We start from the raw sequence: 13,890 nt of genomic DNA on the forward strand, positions 1-13,890 counted from the left end.
GCGGATCAGCTGCCGTTCTGAAAGAGGCGCCCCGCACGCCGGCGGGCGGCAGGGCGCAGTCAGTCTCAGAATACGCGAGCGTCAGGGCGTTACTTTGAAGCCCGCGAAACACCGACCCGGTACGGGAAGAACTGCGCCGGCCCGACCGTGCGAGCTTAGGCCGATCACAGTCACGCACATTCACCTGGATGGACAAGCTATACGTCGGTCGCACACGTGAAGTTTGGGCCGTGCCGTTCTCCAGCGCATCACACCAGGCGTAGCTCTCCTGCCTTGAGGCCCATGCGACGGGCCATGTCGCGCGACAGGCCGCCCACGATCTCCAGCTTCGCCCGCGGCGGCGCGGAGAGCGCGATCGCCTCCAGTGCCTCGTCTGCCGTCGTCGCCAGCACCGCGTAGACGCGCACGGCCTCGCGGCGCTGCGTGACGGACACAAGGTAGGCTTTCCGCTTCAACTTGGTCACATGAGCCGGCTAACGGATCTGCGGCTCGTCGTCATCCTATCGACGGCTCGGAGCCGGTGACACTGGCGATCTTCGGGACGGTACCGCCCGGGCTGGCGGATCAACTGCCCTTCTGACTGTGCCCCCATCGCTCTAGCGACGAGCGGTTGCGCATGCCACGCCGAGCTTATGACCAAAACTGCCCGCCAGACCTGCGAAGTGAGGATTGGGAACGTCTGGCGTGCCGTGAGCCTTGAGGAGGCGGCGACCGAGCACGTCATGGCCGTCAAACGCTGCCCAGCCTGCCATGGGAAGGTGATGATCCTCGGGGCCTACAGCGGCGGAGGCGTTCGCCGCTCGCTGTCGCATCGGAAGTCGCATCCCGGCTGCCCGCTGAAGCCCGACACATACTCTGGTACGCCGTCTCCGCATCCGCAGGCGCTGGCTTAGGCTCGGAGCTGATTACGCTGGCGATCGTCGGGAAGGTGCCGCCGGGGTCGGCGGATCAGCTGCCGTTCTGACTTGGCTATGCCCAAGCCCGCGTGGCAGTCTCCGCCCATGCCCGCACCCATCGCCGACACCTGCGAAGTGAAGAGCCACGGCGTCTGGGTCGCCGTCAGCTTGGAGGCGGCGGCCATCGTCTATGGCAGGGACGTTCAACGGTGCCCGGCCTGTCATGGGCGGGTGGTGATCCTGGGCGGCGCCAGCGGATCCAACACGACGCGCGCGATGCACCACCAGCAGCCGCACCGTGGTTGCCCGCTGATGCCGGATACGTTCTCCGGCCGTCAGTCCCAGCATCCGCAGCCGGTGACCTAGAGCCGGATCCGGTGACGCTGGCGATCTTCGGAAAGGTGCCGCCGGGACTGGCGGATCAGCTGCCGTTCTGAGGCTCGGAGGCACAGCATCGGTGGCGACGAACAAAATCCAGTATCCGGGCGCCGAATTTGGTAGGCGCTAAACCTGTTGCATCGCAATTAGTGCAGGGGCGCACTCCGCGGCTAGTGAGCTCACGCCCCGTGCCATCGCAGTGATCGCAGCGACATTCTAAATCAAATCGGGCCGCCTCTGGCTCGTCGCTGAACGCGTCGCTCACAGTCTTCGCCATTTCCAATGAACCAGCCTTGGATGGACGTGTAAGTACGGATGGCGGCCAGAACCATCCTGTCTATACAATCACGTACCATAGGCCCGGTGAGCGCGATCCGTTCCCCGACCTCGATAGCTTCGAGCGACGGTATGCGCCGAACCGCCTGCAGCGAGCGTCGATCTACTATGCCGGATCGGTGAGCGAAAACGTTCCGCATATGGCTTATGGCATCGAGGGCGTCGAATGGTTGAAAAGGATCAACGATGCCGGCCGCGCCAAACGTAAATGCAGTTTTATAGGCCAATTGTGCGTTTTTTAATGACGCGAAGTCATAACGTCCGGTGGCCACAAGAAAGCTTCCAAGTTGATCGCGAAGATCATACCCAAATTCTGCTAACTTATCTATTGGAACCGTTTTCTGCTGGGCAGCATTTTCACCGAGTATCGTAGGGCATCGATTTACAGCATCGACCCATAGGTCGCCAACGCATATTTCAAATGCTGACCATGCATCTGCAAGCATCGCAGCCAGCGTGGCATCTATACCCTGGTGAAGGCCCTCGCTCGAAGCGTTCAAAAGATTATTTAGGTTATGCGCTCCCTCGCGTGCAACCTGCGCGTTGATTTCGTCATCGGTTCGCCCGGCCTTCCATATCTCGAAAAGTTCCTGCTGTCTCTGCCATACAATAGGGCCATCGACCGGCGGGCGAAGGCTGAGCGCTGCCGCGTACTGAAGTCCCTGCATCTTCAAGGATACAAAAAGACCTGCATAGTACGTCGTGATTATGGGCATCTCGCCCAAATTACATACGCGATCCATCGCAGACGTGTATGATTTCCATATCAAATTCCACGTCTCAGTCTGCTCTTGGCCAACCAAGGTGCGGTAAGTTTTGTCAAACTGCGCAGCACTTTCAAATATCACGGGCATTGATCGCTCGGAATGTGAGCATAACTACTGCGCCTCGTTGTCGCCCGTCTGCACCACCCGCAGCCCCGCCTCCACGATCCCCTTAAGATGCTCCAGCGCATTCACCCCGATCGGCACACCCACCCGCTGTCCTTCCACGGTGGTCACCACCAGGACGGCGAGCGCATCTCCGACCATCAGCTCGGGATCCGGCAGACAGATCGGCAGGATAAAGTCGGTGTGGAGATCGCCGAACTGAACGTGGGCGGCCTTGTCAGGGCGGAAGGGCTTGGGGCTGGTCATCGCCGTACAGCCTTTTGCATCGGTCGATAGGTGCCGATCACGAACGCGCGGACCGATACCTGCAGGTCCTCGCGCGGCTTCCAATCGAGCTCGCGCTTGGGAACTTGGATGGGTTCCTGCCATCGCGGATCGTCGCTGTCGGGATGCAGCTCGATCGAGCCGCTTTCGACCACGCGGTAGACCTTCGCGGTCCGCTCGCGCAGGTGACCGCCGAACTGAACCTGCTCGACGATCACGAGCTCGCCGTTCTGCGGCTGGTGCCCGCTGATCTCGATGTCGACGCAGTGGAGGATGTCGCCGTCTATGGCGATCTGATTGATCGAGGTGCCGCGCACGACGAGGCCGTACTGCGCCTTGCGCGGGTACCGTGGGTCCGGCACGACCGGTGCGCGCTCATAGATCGTTTCATCGACAGCCGTGTCGACGGTTAGGAAGCGGCCAGCAGCCACTTCACCAGGAACATCCAGGCCAGCCTCTTCATCAATCGTCCAGCCAGGCCCTTCCTCACCATCCGGATCATTCAGGTTCGCGGGCGGGAAGAGCAGCGTTTCCGCACTTATGCCGAGCGGCGGAGCGAGTCGCTCGGCCCACTCCTTGGTCAGTTTGCGCTGGGCAGCTTCCAGACGCCGGATCTGCGGTTGGGACGTGCCAACCGCGTCCGCCAGCTCCTGCTGGGTGAGCCTCGCCCTCTCCCGAAACTGCTTCAACGCGCTCATACCAAAGTGATATTTCGAGGCGCGCTGTGCGTCTAAGGACAATTTGGTATGATAGGCCTTGCCGCCCATATACCGTAACGGTATGTTGGGAGTGATGAGGCTCACCGACTACCTTCGCGAGCACAAGCTCACCCACACCGGCTTCGCCGCCAAAATTGGCGCGACGCAGGCTGCGGTGACGCGGTACGTGAATGGTCGGCGCAAGCCGAGCCTCGACAAGCTGCTCGTGATCGAGCGGGTGACCGGCGGCGCCGTCCAGGCACGTGATTTCGCCGACCAGCCCTTGGCTGAGAACGACGTTGCCGCTCCCGTCGAGGGAGCGGTCGCCTGATGCCCGGCACCACACCCCTCTCTGAAGCCACCGCCGACCTCGTGGCGATCGTCGCCTTCAGCGCCGCAGGTATCAGTGCCGCGATCCTGGTGGTCGGTGTCCTGATCGTCGCCATCCTGGCGGATGCGTCGCACCAGCTTCGCCGGATCGCCGACCAGGTGGAGACGATCCGGGAGGTGGGCGTCGACCTCCACTTCGAGGCCGGCGCGCTGGGCCGCCCGGCGCTCGACGCCGAGCAGCTCGTTCGCGGCGCGGGCTTCTTGATCACGCTCTGGCGGAAGGTCCTGCGGAAGGAAGGCGAGACGATCCCGTCCGCAGAGCGCCTGACGTTGGACCTCGGCGAGGCCATGGGCGTGCCGCTGCCGACCCGTGAGGGCGTCGTCTCCATCACCCCGCAGGGCACGACCGTGAAATCCGGCCTGCTGCCGTACCGCGCCAAGCCGATCCCCGCCGTCCTCGATCCGGAGGCCGCGTAGATGACGCGGCTTCACACTACGCATCCCCTTTCGGCCGGCACGGACCGTGCAGGCCGTTCTCCTGCCCATGGCGGGCGTTTCCTCCCTCGACTGGGCCGGGGCCTTCGGGCTCCGGCCACTTTCGGGAGGCGCGTGACGCCACCGCGCTTCATCCTCGCCTGCTTCGCGATCGGCGCTGTCGACCTCGCCTGGGCCGCGTTCCTGTCCGTAATGGTCGAGCGCGGCTTCGTGCGGCCGTGGCTCGGTTATGGCGTGCCGGTGATGATCATCGCCGGGCTCAACATCTGGGCGTGGGCTGCCGTCTGCTGGCGTCGCATCCGCAACAGCGAGAAGGCAGCCCACGCTCAGCGGACCGCCCTCGCTTATCCTCACGCGCCCGTCAGCCTGGCAGCTTTGGCGCGTGATCCTGGTCATTGCTCCGTCGACCTCCTCGCGAGGCCCGATCGATGACCGCCTCGCTCTTCCCGACCGGTCCGCTGACGCAGCTGACCTCGATGTCGCAAGCATCGAGGAAGTCCATGCGAAGGTCACAGGCAGCTGTGCGAAAGGTTGGGGTGATCGAACCTCAGATCTTCGCGCAGCGCATCGCTGCGTTTCTGCGATTGATCCATCCGCAGAAGACCGCAGCCTGCGTAGAGGCGGACACCCGCATCCCGGCCAAGACGGTGTCGAAGTGGCTGGAAGGCGCCTCGTCTCCGGCCGGAAAGGCCTACCACCAGCTGCTCGCCGTCTACGGGATGGAGCTGTTCTACTACGTGGATCCGGACGCCTCGACCGCCGAGGTGCGAGAGGCCGCGCGCATCTGCCAGCAGGCGCGCCTGGAGCGACAGAACGCCGAGCTCCAGCGGCGGCTCGCCGGGCAGATGGCAGAGATCTGGGGTCCACGATGACCCTGATCCCCGCCCTGCTCCGCGCCCTGGCGGTCTGCCTCCAGGGTCTAGCGCTCCCGTTCACCGCGCTAGGAGCCGCCTGCGCGTCGATCGCCGCCCCGATCCTGTCGGCCGCCGGCTGGCTCCAGCAACGCGCCCGCCAGTACGAGCTGCGCCTGTGGTCCCGCGGCGGCCACACCGATCTCCGCGCACCACCGGAGGACTCGTGATGCCCGGCGCCACGACCGCGCTCCGCGCCTACCTCGCCGACGGCTTCCGCACGTGCCGGCGCGGCGCGCTCTGGCTCGCCGAGGCGATCGCTGTGGCGGCGGACGTCACCGATCCCGCCTGTCCGGAATCGATCCGGCGCCCGCGTGCCTGGGCCGGTCGCCTCCTCCAGCTCCCAAGCGAATCCCACTGATGGCCGCCCCGCTCACAGCCCTCGGCAGCAAGCCGCGGATTCCAGACCTCCCGAGCTGTGCGTGCGGCTGCGGGCGGGCTGCCTCCCGCGGCTTCCCGGGCGACGTCCACTACGCGCACGCTTGCGTCCCGCCGGCCCTGCGATTCCCGTGGGAGGCCGGCTACGCGGCCGCTGCGCCCGTACCCGAGCTGCCGGCGATCGCCGCCACGGCGGCCCCGTCCGACCTCCTCTCCGGATTCGCGTCGGCATGACGTCCGGGCGCGCCACGCCGCGCGCCGCTCCCACTCGGAATACGTCCTCCCGCCAGGGCTCGTTGATGCGTCGCGTCGAGAAGCTGTTTCGTCCGAGCGAGATCTACGCGATGGGCCTGTCCCTGCTGGCCCGGGAGCAGGCGGCGGCGCACGAGCGCATGCTCGACGCCGCGGCCCGGGGCGGCCGGATCAGCCCACTGAAGGCCGCCAAGCCGGGCGCAAGGCCTGCGAAAGTTTCGCGAGCCTTGGCGGATCGGACCTTCGACCGGATCGCCGCGCACTGGGGCATCTCCGGCCGCCAGCTGGAGAAGATCCGGGACGTATGCGAGGCGGCCGCGGCCGATCCGGACCGGTTCGGGCCGCTGCTGGAGGAGATGGACCGGACCGGCAAGGTCAACGGCCCGCACACCAAGCTCCTGCGCCTGCGCGACGAGATCCGGATCCTGGATCTCGCGCCGGTCGACGGCCGCTTCCGCACCCTCGTCCTCGACCCGCCCTGGCAGGAGGACAACATCTCCGAATCCTGCGGGCACGACTACGCCACCATGCCGATCGCCGAGATCGCCGCGGTACCGGTCGACTCCTGGGCGGAGGCGAACTGCCACCTCTACCTTTGGGCGACCAACAACACGCTGGGGCTCGCCCTCAACCTGCTCCCGGCCTGGGGCTTCCAGCATAAGACGGTCCACACCTGGACGAAGCCGGACCTCGGATTCGGCCGCTACTTCCGCAATACGACCGAGCACGTGATCTTCGCCGTGCGCGGCGAGCTGCGCACCCGCTCCGCCGGGCGCTCGACCCGAACCGATCACGACTGGCCGGTGGGCGCCAATTCGGTGAAGCCCGAGGGCTTCTACGATCTGGTGCGCGCCTGCAGCTACCCGCCCTACGGCGAGGCCTTCCAGCGGCTCGCCCGGCCGGACTTCTGCAACCTCTATCAGGCGCCGGCGGCTGCGCGCGAGGCGGCGGAATGAGCGCGCTTCCTGCCTCCGAGATTTGGCGCCCGATTCAGGGGTACGTGGGCTTCTACGAGGTCAGCGATCGCGGCCGGGTGCGCAGCGTAGCTCGCGACGTCAGGCTGGATCATCCGATCGGGGGCACCGTCGTTCACAGGCGCCAGAGTGTGATCCTGGCGACCAAGCCTAAGCGGAACGGCTGCCTCATCGTCTGCCTGTCGCGCGAGAACAGGCACTTCAGCGTCGCCGTGAATCGTCTTGTGCTGGAGACTTTCCTCGGCCCACGGCCGCCAGGCTGGTTGGCGATTCCAGATGACGGCGACAAAGGCAATTGCGCCGTCGGAAACCTCTCCTGGCGCCCGCGCGGATCGACCCGCGCGAGGGCAGCGTGAGAGCGGCGCACAACGCCCCCGATTCAGCCTCGACTCGGACTCTACCCGGATTCCCGGCCCCGCGCGGCCGCCCATCCGCGTGCGCGCGGCAACCCTCCCGAGGCCATCGATGAGCACGCCCACCACCCCGGTGCTGATGTCGGCCGACAATCCGGACGGCTGGAAGTTCGAGGAGCTGCTCGCCCAGCTGCGCCTGGAGCTTCACGCCAAGAACGACCGGATCGCCGGCGACGCCTCGCCGACCGCCAGGATGGTCCAGGCCAACAACCTCGGCATCATCGACCTGCTCAGCGTGATCGAGGGCCGGCAGCGGGACACGCTGGCGCGCCTGGACGCGCTGCGCCCCGATCCGGGCCCGGGCGGCCCGCCGCGCATCGGTGGCGGCTCAGTGCCCGCGCCGCAGGCCTCCGCGCCCGCCGGCGACGCCTCGTCGGCCACCTCAGGCTGAGCAACGCCATCATGATCATCCAGCTCTGGCCCTTGCCCCGCGGTCCCCCGCGCCAGGCCCATCAGATCCTCGCGCGCCCTGTGTCAGGTCCCCGCCTCGTGCCCGGCTGATGCCGCCCGGCCCGGACGAGAGACCGGCCTTCCGCAGGCCCTGAGCCCACGCCTCCAGACGCCGTCCCTTTCGGCGGAGGCTGAAGCTCGGCCCGCGCTGCGAGATCCACCACCCGCCAGCCGACCCGATCGCCGCTCGCCACCAGCGATTCCGACGTCGGGCCTTCCTGTGCCCGGAGCCTGACCGGCTTCGCGGCCAAGCGCTCCAGCTATGCCTGAAGAAGGCGCCCGCCATGACGATCATACGCCGCCGCCACAACCGGGATTTCACGACGATCCGGAACGACGTGTTCCGCGACGAGGACCTGGCGCTCGATGCCCTCGGGCTGCTCTGCTACCTGCGCTCGCGCCCGGACGACTGGAACATCTCCCAGGAGCACCTGCGGCGCCGGTTCGGCACCGGCAGCGGCGATGCGCGCAAGCCCATGGGCCGCGAGCAGATGCAGCGGATCATGCGAGAGCTGATCGCCAGCGGCTGGGTGCTGCGCGAGGAGGCGCGGACCGGCCGCGGGGCCTTCGGCGGCGTCGAGTACATCGTCCTGGACGAGCCCGAAAAGGGGTCGCCGGCAGAGGCCGAAAACCCCGCTGTTGCATCTCTACCGCAGTCGGGTTTTCCGACCGCGGCGGAGGCCTCACCGGAGTCGGGTTTTCCGACTCCGGGTGAGCCGTCGACGGGTGAACCGGAGTCGGGCGAGCCGGAGTCGGCAAACCCGACCGCCTACCTAGAACTAGATTCTACCAAGGGATTCTCCCCCCTTTATCCCCCCGCCAGCGGGGGGACGCGCTCGCTGGAGGAAGAACGGATCTCGGAACAGGAGGCCTGGACCGGGAACCGACCCGAACGAGGAACGGAGCGCCGGCCACGACCGTCGCAGGGCTGCCGGGGGGCGGTGCCGCCCCCGGTGCCGCCGGAGACGGCGGCGCGATTCGAGCGCCTCTGGAAGGTCTACCCCGAGAGCGGCCGGCTGGCGGCAGACCGATCACGGGCGGTGGCGCTGTTCGGCGAGCTCACCCCCGCCGACCAGGAACGGGCGATTCACGCCGCGGCGGTCGAGGCGCGGACGCGGACCCAGCACCGCAGCCAGGCCCGGGCGCTCCACCGCTGGTTCGAGCGCGGCCTCTGGCGGAACGGCGCTCCCGCGACCGGCGACATCGGACCGACAGGCGCAGCGCCGCCGCCAGGGACGCCCGCCGCCGATCCGTTCGCCGCTCGCAACGCCGCCGGCATGGACCAGGTCCGCCGCGGCCAGTGGCCGAGCGGCTGCACCCATTTCGTGCTCGCCGATTCCGATGAGGGCGCAGCCTGGGAGGCCTACTTCGCCGAGCTCGACGTGAAGCCCCGGTGGATGTCGCTGTCGAGCGGGCTCGGCGCCTACATGCCGGCGCCGTTCCCCCCTGCGACCGAGGCGGCATGACGCCCAGACCCCGCTGGGCGGACGGCATAGTCTGACCGCTAACAGCAGCTTCGTTCAGGAGAGCACCGTGGATCGTCCGACCAGCCCCGAACTCGATGCGATCATGAGCGCCGCCGAAGAGCTGCGTCTTCTAGAGGCGCGGGTCGCTGCCGAGATCGCTGAGGCGAAGCGGGGGCTGGCATCCAAGGTCGAGGCCCTCGTACACATCACCGAGCCCTCCGATCTGCTGCGGGCAGCGGTCTACGCGTATTGGCACGCGCCCGAGGTGAGTGCGAACCAACTCGCCGTCCTAACGGTCGGCAAACCGTCCGCGCAGCTGATGCTCCGGCGGTCCGGCGCCGTCTCCATCGGCCTCTCATGTGATCGCTGCGCCCGGGAGCTCCCGATCACCAGCCGCTCGATGATGAGCAGCGTGCTCAAAGCAGCCGCCGACAATCAATCGCGGTACGCTGAAGGATATCGTTTCCTCTGTCCCAGCTGTCAGGAGGCTGTGTTCGGCGAGCGCGAGGAAGCGCGCCTTCGTAGCGAGAGGGACAAGGAAGCAAGACGACAAGCCCTCGCTCGCATTGAGTATTCGGATTACCTCGAAACCGACGATTGGAAGAACCGTCGCGAAAGCGCCAAGGCATGGATGCTCGCGGCACGCGGCAAGTTGTCTTGCGAAGTGTGCCCCGAGCGCGAGAATTTATCCTTCGTCCATACTCAGTTCGACCTGAAGAACGGCGTTGAAGCCGTTACCCTACTTTGCTCGACGTGCAGTGAGGCGCTTGAGCGCGCTGGGAAGCTCGCCCGGTCTCCTCTGATGGCGAACCGCGCCCCTCGCATCGAACTCGACCTCGCTGAACGGTCGTTCCGCGCGGAGCGCCACGAAGAGCAGGACGTGCACTGAACCGACGCGCCTGGCCGACGCGCGATCCTGCCGGCCGCATCACACTAGGAGAGCACCATGCCTGAGACCCTCGACCCCATCCTCGACCTCACCGCCGGCATCGTGGCGGCCTACGTCGGCCGCCAGGCCGTGGCACCCGAGACGCTGCCTGGGCTGATGCGCACGGTCCGCGACGGGCTGGTGGCACTGCAGGGGCTGCCCGTGACGATCGCCGTCCCGACCCCGCACGAGGCGGCGATCGACCGCCCGACGCCTGCTCAGATCCGCAAGTCGATCCAGCAGGACGGCATCGTCAGCTTCATCGACGGCCGGTCCTACAAGACGATCCGGAGGCATCTCACCGCCCACGGCCTCACGCCGGCGACGTACTGCGAGCGATACGGCCTGCCGGCGGACTACCCGATGATCGCGCCGAGCTACGCCGCGCAGCGCTCGAAGATCGCGAAGGCGATCGGGCTGGGCGTGCCGGGGGCACAGGCGAAGCGGCGGGCGGCGGTGGGGGCGGGCTGACGTCTTAGCCTCAGAGTTCCAAAGGACGTCAGGCCGTATGCCGCCCGTTTTGCAGGAACCCAGACAAGCTGACAGCAGACCAACATTTAGTTTTCATTAACCATACCAAAACTGGGAAGCGCACCTAATGCTTCAATATGATCGTCTAAATAACGGCAACAACCTGGAATTAATATTGTAACGCCAACGTGATCCCGCACCGTCTGCGCTCGCTGGTGAATGGTGGGACGCGCGTTGGGAGATCTCACATGCGTGGAAGCCTGTCGCGCTGGCTTCGTCCCTTCGCTGATGATCAAAGCGGCAACGTCGTGATGATCTTCGGGCTCAGCCTGCCGCTGCTCCTGGGCGCGGGCGGCCTCGTCATCGACTACGGCAATGCCGTGCGCATCCGGGCGGTCGAGTCCAGCATCGCCGATGCAACCGCGCTGCTCGTCGCCAACGCGGACACAGTCGCAGCAGCCACCGAGGGGCTACGTCTCGCAAGTGCTCAGCTCACCTCTCGCTTGGGCACCGCTGGCACGACCGGCGGGTATCAGGTGAACGGAAGCTGGATCGATGGCGCAAACTACCGGGTGACAATTTCGACGACAGTCAAGACGAACTTGCTCCATCTCCTGCCAGGCATGCCCCGACAACTCGTCGTCGGCACCGCGACCACCGTCAACCGAGTCGCGCCGGTCTACCAGACCAGTCCGCCGACTTTCAGCCAGCTGTCGCCCGAAGCAGCGGATTACAACCGCATCTACATGTACTGCTATTCGTCCGATCCCAAGCGTCAGGCAGAAGCCGATAAGGGCCGACGCGGCTTGGTCGCGATCGCCGACAACGGCACTCCTCCGACCGACTACTCGAAGGCCGCTCTACCCACCTGCGGCGCCAACGAGGCTCCGAGCTACATGCTGCACAACGTGCGCAACGCCCGAAGCAATAAATCGATCTGGAACGATCCAAGCCAGGAAACTTATGAATACTACACTGACACGACTATCGATACCGGGCTGCGGGTTCAGTCAATGAGCATGAAGGGCTATCGCGTTAATACGACCGGCAGCCTGACGACTGTGAACATGGTCTCGAACCCGATCTTGGAGACGATCGTCTGCGATAGCCTCAGCGCCTGCAAGAGCAAATCCGACGGTGGGATCCTGCCGAACAGCCACACGACCCACGATCCAGCGACGTCGACTGCGAGCTGCAGCGATGGCAAGTACATGTATTACGGTTGGGAGGACCGCCCACCCAACGCTGGCAGTGATCGGGATTACGACGACATCCGCGTTATCGTCTCATGCCCAACCTTGATCAAGGTAGCTGATAAGAAGCTCAGGATTGTTGAGTAATCCGAGTTCAATCGTTCATCTCTTCAACAGTATCATTCTGGGGCTGTAAATGCCATCCCGCTGCAGAGATCAGCTTCACTCGATCCGAGCGCGATTGCGTTTGGCAGCAAACCACCTCATCCGGAAGGAAGATGGTGCGGCCGCTGTCGAGTTTGCCCTGATCGCAACGCCGTTCCTGAGTCTGCTTGCGGTGATCCTCCAAACCGCCCTGCTGGTCTGGACGGCGCGAAACCTCGATGATGCTCTCCAGCGCGCCGGCCGAAAAATCTACACGGGTCAATTCCAGAAGGCGAATACAGGCCAGACGGACAGCAGCAAACTGCTCTCCGCAATGAAAGCGTCCATGTGCGGCACCAACACTGCACAGGTCGCGACGGCATTCGATTGCAGTTCACTCAAGCTCAACATCGCGTTGAGTACTTCCTTCGCGGCCGGCAGCGTGCCGACACCGCTCGATACGATGACGAAAGATTGGTCCACCGGTTTCGGGACCAGCTACGCTTGCGCGCAGCCGGGAGCGATCGTTGTCTTCACCGCCGCAGTCAAATACCGCGTCGCTTTTAGCTTCCTCTATGCCGGTCTGCCCGGCTTCGGTGATGGGGCGCGGCTACTTCAGTCGACGGCCGTTTTTCGTACGGAACCCTATGACACCTCGTCGGGACAGGGGTGCTGACCCATGAGATGGCCAATGCCCGACAGGATCCGTTACATCCGCAGGTTGTCCGACCTGCGTGACGACACCTACGGTGTCTCAGCCATCGAGTTCGCGCTAATCCTGCCGGTAATGCTGACGCTATTGTTTGGCATCACGGAATTTGGCCGCGCGTTCGATCACTATCGTAAAGTGACACTTCTGGCGCGTACTTTAGCGGACATCACCTCCCAGGGAGACACGCAGACACCGATGGCGGCGGCGACGTTGAGCGACATCTTCGCGTCAGCCAAACTTGTTCTGACGCCCTATCCGAACAGCACAGCTCAGATCGTGATCAGCGCGCTCGGCGTCGCAGCGGACGGTTCAGGGCAGCTGCCTCGAGTGTGCTCCAGTTACGCGACGAGCAACGGCACAGCACGGGCCGTCGGCGCGGCAACAGATCTGAAGGTGCCGGAGGGCTTCCAGCTCGCCGGAATGCGCTACGTCTTGGCCGAAGTGAGCGTGCCGTATCCAGCTTTATTCGGAAGCAATATTATGCGGCTTGTGGGTGGCGCCAATAACCAGTTCACGTTCAAAGCCAGCGTCCCCTGGCCGACCCGCGGCGGTCAAGCGGTAAAATCCACCTACAATGAAATCGTTTTACCCAATGGCAAGGCGTGCTCCTGATCCAACTTGCGATGCCCGAAATGATGCAAATCGAGCTTTAGGTATCCATCACCTTGTCTCAATCGACGCGTGCTGCAGCGATTATTCTGGCATTGTGTTCGAGCTTCGATTGAGCCGTGCGGCAACACTGAACGCGCATGAGCGGTATCCTGGCAACCGCGCTTGATCCAAGAACATGCAAGGAACGACCGGCGGCGCTTTCGGCCGCTCCACCGCGATTGATGCTCGCCCGCCCAGAAGGTCTCGAGCCCTTTCGTGAGCACGCGTCCTGCGCCGACGTCGGGCGCCGGCTGATAACGGCGTTCCGGGCGATGCCGTGCATCGCAATCTATGCGCCGCGCGGTTGGGCCCTCAAACGACATCGAATGGCACCAGTCGCGCTGTACAGTAGACGCGGACGGCAGCGTCGTGTGGATGCGATGAGGGGCCGATGGCCAAAGGCACACAACTGGAACGACAGATGGGTGATCGCGGTCCGACGCAGAAGGGAGCGAAGAAATTGAACTACGGCAGGCTCGGCCTCATCGGCATCGCGGGCCTCGTCGCCCTCTCCATCGTCGGCGGCTCGTTCTATACGGTCGACCAGCGCGAGCGCGTGGTGCTGCTCACCAACGGCGCCGTGGTCGGCGAGGCCGATCCTGGCCTGCACTGGAAGCTGCCGTTCGTGCAGTCGGCCGTGTCGATCAGCGTCGAGTCCCA

General features: G+C 65.2%; 23 protein-coding genes. 18 read left to right on the top strand and 5 right to left on the bottom strand.

Annotated elements, in window-relative coordinates:
- Positions 1-248: 248 nt before the first annotated feature.
- Positions 249-434, bottom strand: a complete 186-nt coding sequence (locus ACLBX9_RS09595; RefSeq protein WP_447718756.1) for a hypothetical protein — start codon at positions 432-434, stop codon at positions 249-251.
- Between the two features lie 567 nt (positions 435-1,001).
- Here ACLBX9_RS09595 and ACLBX9_RS09600 point away from each other — a divergent pair.
- Positions 1,002-1,262 carry a hypothetical protein gene (locus ACLBX9_RS09600; RefSeq protein ID WP_447718757.1) on the top strand — a complete coding sequence of 87 codons (261 nt, stop codon included), beginning with the start codon at positions 1,002-1,004 and terminating at the stop codon, positions 1,260-1,262.
- 55 nt (positions 1,263-1,317) lie between these two features.
- On the opposite strand, the gene ACLBX9_RS09605 is transcribed toward ACLBX9_RS09600, so the two are convergent.
- The 4 genes from ACLBX9_RS09605 to ACLBX9_RS09620 are packed head-to-tail and all read right to left on the bottom strand — an operon-like array spanning position 1,318 to position 3,531.
- Positions 1,318-1,551 (bottom strand): hypothetical protein, encoded by a 234-nt coding sequence (locus ACLBX9_RS09605; protein WP_447718758.1) that lies wholly within the window; start codon positions 1,549-1,551, stop codon positions 1,318-1,320.
- Complete coding sequence (locus tag ACLBX9_RS09610) at positions 1,496-2,464, bottom strand: hypothetical protein (protein ID WP_447718759.1); 969 nt, start codon at positions 2,462-2,464, stop codon at positions 1,496-1,498. The genes ACLBX9_RS09605 and ACLBX9_RS09610 overlap by 56 nt, the downstream gene beginning before the upstream one ends.
- A gap of 24 nt (positions 2,465-2,488) precedes the next feature.
- Positions 2,489-2,746: a hypothetical protein gene (locus ACLBX9_RS09615; protein WP_447718760.1), complete on the bottom strand. Its 258-nt coding sequence runs from the start codon at positions 2,744-2,746 to the stop codon at positions 2,489-2,491.
- Positions 2,743-3,531, bottom strand: coding sequence for a helix-turn-helix domain-containing protein (locus tag ACLBX9_RS09620; protein WP_447718761.1), 789 nt, complete (start codon positions 3,529-3,531; stop codon positions 2,743-2,745). Before ACLBX9_RS09620 ends, ACLBX9_RS09615 begins: the two co-directional genes overlap by 4 nt.
- Before the next feature lie 25 nt (positions 3,532-3,556).
- Between ACLBX9_RS09620 and ACLBX9_RS09625 the strand changes: the two genes are divergently transcribed.
- The 17 genes from ACLBX9_RS09625 to ACLBX9_RS09705 all read left to right on the top strand — a co-directional run.
- Positions 3,557-3,793, top strand: a complete 237-nt coding sequence (locus ACLBX9_RS09625) for a helix-turn-helix domain-containing protein (RefSeq protein ID WP_447718762.1) — start codon at positions 3,557-3,559, stop codon at positions 3,791-3,793.
- The gene (locus ACLBX9_RS09630) at positions 3,793-4,269 is read left to right on the top strand and encodes a hypothetical protein (RefSeq protein WP_447718763.1); all 477 of its coding nucleotides are present in this window, start codon (positions 3,793-3,795) and stop codon (positions 4,267-4,269) included. The genes ACLBX9_RS09625 and ACLBX9_RS09630 overlap by 1 nt, the downstream gene beginning before the upstream one ends.
- A gap of 132 nt (positions 4,270-4,401) precedes the next feature.
- Positions 4,402-4,719 (top strand): hypothetical protein, encoded by a 318-nt coding sequence (locus ACLBX9_RS09635; protein ID WP_447718764.1) that lies wholly within the window; start codon positions 4,402-4,404, stop codon positions 4,717-4,719.
- Positions 4,716-5,159 carry a hypothetical protein gene (locus ACLBX9_RS09640; RefSeq protein ID WP_447718765.1) on the top strand — a complete coding sequence of 148 codons (444 nt, stop codon included), beginning with the start codon at positions 4,716-4,718 and terminating at the stop codon, positions 5,157-5,159. Before ACLBX9_RS09635 ends, ACLBX9_RS09640 begins: the two co-directional genes overlap by 4 nt.
- Complete coding sequence (locus ACLBX9_RS09645) at positions 5,156-5,368, top strand: hypothetical protein (protein WP_447718766.1); 213 nt, start codon at positions 5,156-5,158, stop codon at positions 5,366-5,368. Before ACLBX9_RS09640 ends, ACLBX9_RS09645 begins: the two co-directional genes overlap by 4 nt.
- Positions 5,368-5,559 (top strand): hypothetical protein, encoded by a 192-nt coding sequence (locus tag ACLBX9_RS09650; protein ID WP_447718767.1) that lies wholly within the window; start codon positions 5,368-5,370, stop codon positions 5,557-5,559. The genes ACLBX9_RS09645 and ACLBX9_RS09650 overlap by 1 nt, the downstream gene beginning before the upstream one ends.
- Positions 5,559-5,810: a hypothetical protein gene (locus ACLBX9_RS09655; protein WP_447718768.1), complete on the top strand. Its 252-nt coding sequence runs from the start codon at positions 5,559-5,561 to the stop codon at positions 5,808-5,810. Before ACLBX9_RS09650 ends, ACLBX9_RS09655 begins: the two co-directional genes overlap by 1 nt.
- A 65-nt stretch (positions 5,811-5,875) precedes the next feature.
- The gene (locus tag ACLBX9_RS09660) at positions 5,876-6,784 is read left to right on the top strand and encodes an MT-A70 family methyltransferase (protein WP_447718769.1); all 909 of its coding nucleotides are present in this window, start codon (positions 5,876-5,878) and stop codon (positions 6,782-6,784) included.
- Positions 6,781-7,158 (top strand): NUMOD4 domain-containing protein, encoded by a 378-nt coding sequence (locus tag ACLBX9_RS09665; RefSeq protein ID WP_447718770.1) that lies wholly within the window; start codon positions 6,781-6,783, stop codon positions 7,156-7,158. The genes ACLBX9_RS09660 and ACLBX9_RS09665 overlap by 4 nt, the downstream gene beginning before the upstream one ends.
- Before the next feature lie 109 nt (positions 7,159-7,267).
- On the top strand, positions 7,268-7,606 hold the full coding sequence (locus ACLBX9_RS09670; protein WP_447718771.1) for a hypothetical protein: 339 nt from the start codon (positions 7,268-7,270) through the stop codon (positions 7,604-7,606).
- A gap of 343 nt (positions 7,607-7,949) precedes the next feature.
- Positions 7,950-9,131: a hypothetical protein gene (locus tag ACLBX9_RS09675; protein ID WP_447718772.1), complete on the top strand. Its 1,182-nt coding sequence runs from the start codon at positions 7,950-7,952 to the stop codon at positions 9,129-9,131.
- A 67-nt stretch (positions 9,132-9,198) separates the two neighbouring features.
- Positions 9,199-10,020 carry a hypothetical protein gene (locus ACLBX9_RS09680; RefSeq protein WP_447718773.1) on the top strand — a complete coding sequence of 274 codons (822 nt, stop codon included), beginning with the start codon at positions 9,199-9,201 and terminating at the stop codon, positions 10,018-10,020.
- Between the two features lie 57 nt (positions 10,021-10,077).
- Positions 10,078-10,530, top strand: coding sequence for a MucR family transcriptional regulator (locus tag ACLBX9_RS09685; protein ID WP_447718774.1), 453 nt, complete (start codon positions 10,078-10,080; stop codon positions 10,528-10,530).
- Between the two features lie 248 nt (positions 10,531-10,778).
- Positions 10,779-11,870, top strand: a complete 1,092-nt coding sequence (locus ACLBX9_RS09690) for a hypothetical protein (RefSeq protein WP_447718775.1) — start codon at positions 10,779-10,781, stop codon at positions 11,868-11,870.
- Positions 11,871-11,970: 100 nt separating this feature from the next.
- Positions 11,971-12,543 (top strand): TadE/TadG family type IV pilus assembly protein, encoded by a 573-nt coding sequence (locus tag ACLBX9_RS09695; RefSeq protein WP_447718776.1) that lies wholly within the window; start codon positions 11,971-11,973, stop codon positions 12,541-12,543.
- Positions 12,544-12,558: 15 nt separating this feature from the next.
- A complete protein-coding gene (locus ACLBX9_RS09700) occupies positions 12,559-13,191 on the top strand; it encodes a TadE/TadG family type IV pilus assembly protein (RefSeq protein ID WP_447718777.1) in 633 nt (210 codons plus the stop codon).
- Positions 13,192-13,621: 430 nt separating this feature from the next.
- Positions 13,622-13,890: SPFH domain-containing protein (locus tag ACLBX9_RS09705; protein WP_447718778.1), on the top strand; the 269-nt coding region annotated here is incomplete at its 3' end.

This window comes from Methylobacterium sp. A49B, from assembly GCF_053346215.1.

Excerpts from the sequence above, each read along its gene's own strand:
- ACLBX9_RS09640 (WP_447718765.1), top strand. The coding sequence starts at position 4,716 with ATGACCGCCTCGCTCTTCCCGACCGGTCCGCTGACGCAGCTGACCTCG.
- ACLBX9_RS09615 (WP_447718760.1), bottom strand. The coding sequence starts at position 2,746 with ATGACCAGCCCCAAGCCCTTCCGCCCTGACAAGGCCGCCCACGTTCAG.
- ACLBX9_RS09645 (WP_447718766.1), top strand. The coding sequence starts at position 5,156 with ATGACCCTGATCCCCGCCCTGCTCCGCGCCCTGGCGGTCTGCCTCCAG.
- ACLBX9_RS09610 (WP_447718759.1), bottom strand. The coding sequence starts at position 2,464 with ATGCCCGTGATATTTGAAAGTGCTGCGCAGTTTGACAAAACTTACCGC.
- ACLBX9_RS09675 (WP_447718772.1), top strand. The coding sequence starts at position 7,950 with ATGACGATCATACGCCGCCGCCACAACCGGGATTTCACGACGATCCGG.
- ACLBX9_RS09690 (WP_447718775.1), top strand. The coding sequence starts at position 10,779 with ATGCGTGGAAGCCTGTCGCGCTGGCTTCGTCCCTTCGCTGATGATCAA.
- ACLBX9_RS09685 (WP_447718774.1), top strand. The coding sequence starts at position 10,078 with ATGCCTGAGACCCTCGACCCCATCCTCGACCTCACCGCCGGCATCGTG.
- ACLBX9_RS09665 (WP_447718770.1), top strand. The coding sequence starts at position 6,781 with ATGAGCGCGCTTCCTGCCTCCGAGATTTGGCGCCCGATTCAGGGGTAC.
- ACLBX9_RS09620 (WP_447718761.1), bottom strand. The coding sequence starts at position 3,531 with ATGGGCGGCAAGGCCTATCATACCAAATTGTCCTTAGACGCACAGCGC.
- ACLBX9_RS09630 (WP_447718763.1), top strand. The coding sequence starts at position 3,793 with ATGCCCGGCACCACACCCCTCTCTGAAGCCACCGCCGACCTCGTGGCG.
- ACLBX9_RS09625 (WP_447718762.1), top strand. The coding sequence starts at position 3,557 with ATGAGGCTCACCGACTACCTTCGCGAGCACAAGCTCACCCACACCGGC.
- ACLBX9_RS09655 (WP_447718768.1), top strand. The coding sequence starts at position 5,559 with ATGGCCGCCCCGCTCACAGCCCTCGGCAGCAAGCCGCGGATTCCAGAC.
- ACLBX9_RS09700 (WP_447718777.1), top strand. The coding sequence starts at position 12,559 with ATGCCCGACAGGATCCGTTACATCCGCAGGTTGTCCGACCTGCGTGAC.
- ACLBX9_RS09605 (WP_447718758.1), bottom strand. The coding sequence starts at position 1,551 with ATGGCGAAGACTGTGAGCGACGCGTTCAGCGACGAGCCAGAGGCGGCC.
- ACLBX9_RS09660 (WP_447718769.1), top strand. The coding sequence starts at position 5,876 with ATGCGTCGCGTCGAGAAGCTGTTTCGTCCGAGCGAGATCTACGCGATG.
- ACLBX9_RS09650 (WP_447718767.1), top strand. The coding sequence starts at position 5,368 with ATGCCCGGCGCCACGACCGCGCTCCGCGCCTACCTCGCCGACGGCTTC.
- ACLBX9_RS09600 (WP_447718757.1), top strand. The coding sequence starts at position 1,002 with ATGCCCGCACCCATCGCCGACACCTGCGAAGTGAAGAGCCACGGCGTC.
- ACLBX9_RS09670 (WP_447718771.1), top strand. The coding sequence starts at position 7,268 with ATGAGCACGCCCACCACCCCGGTGCTGATGTCGGCCGACAATCCGGAC.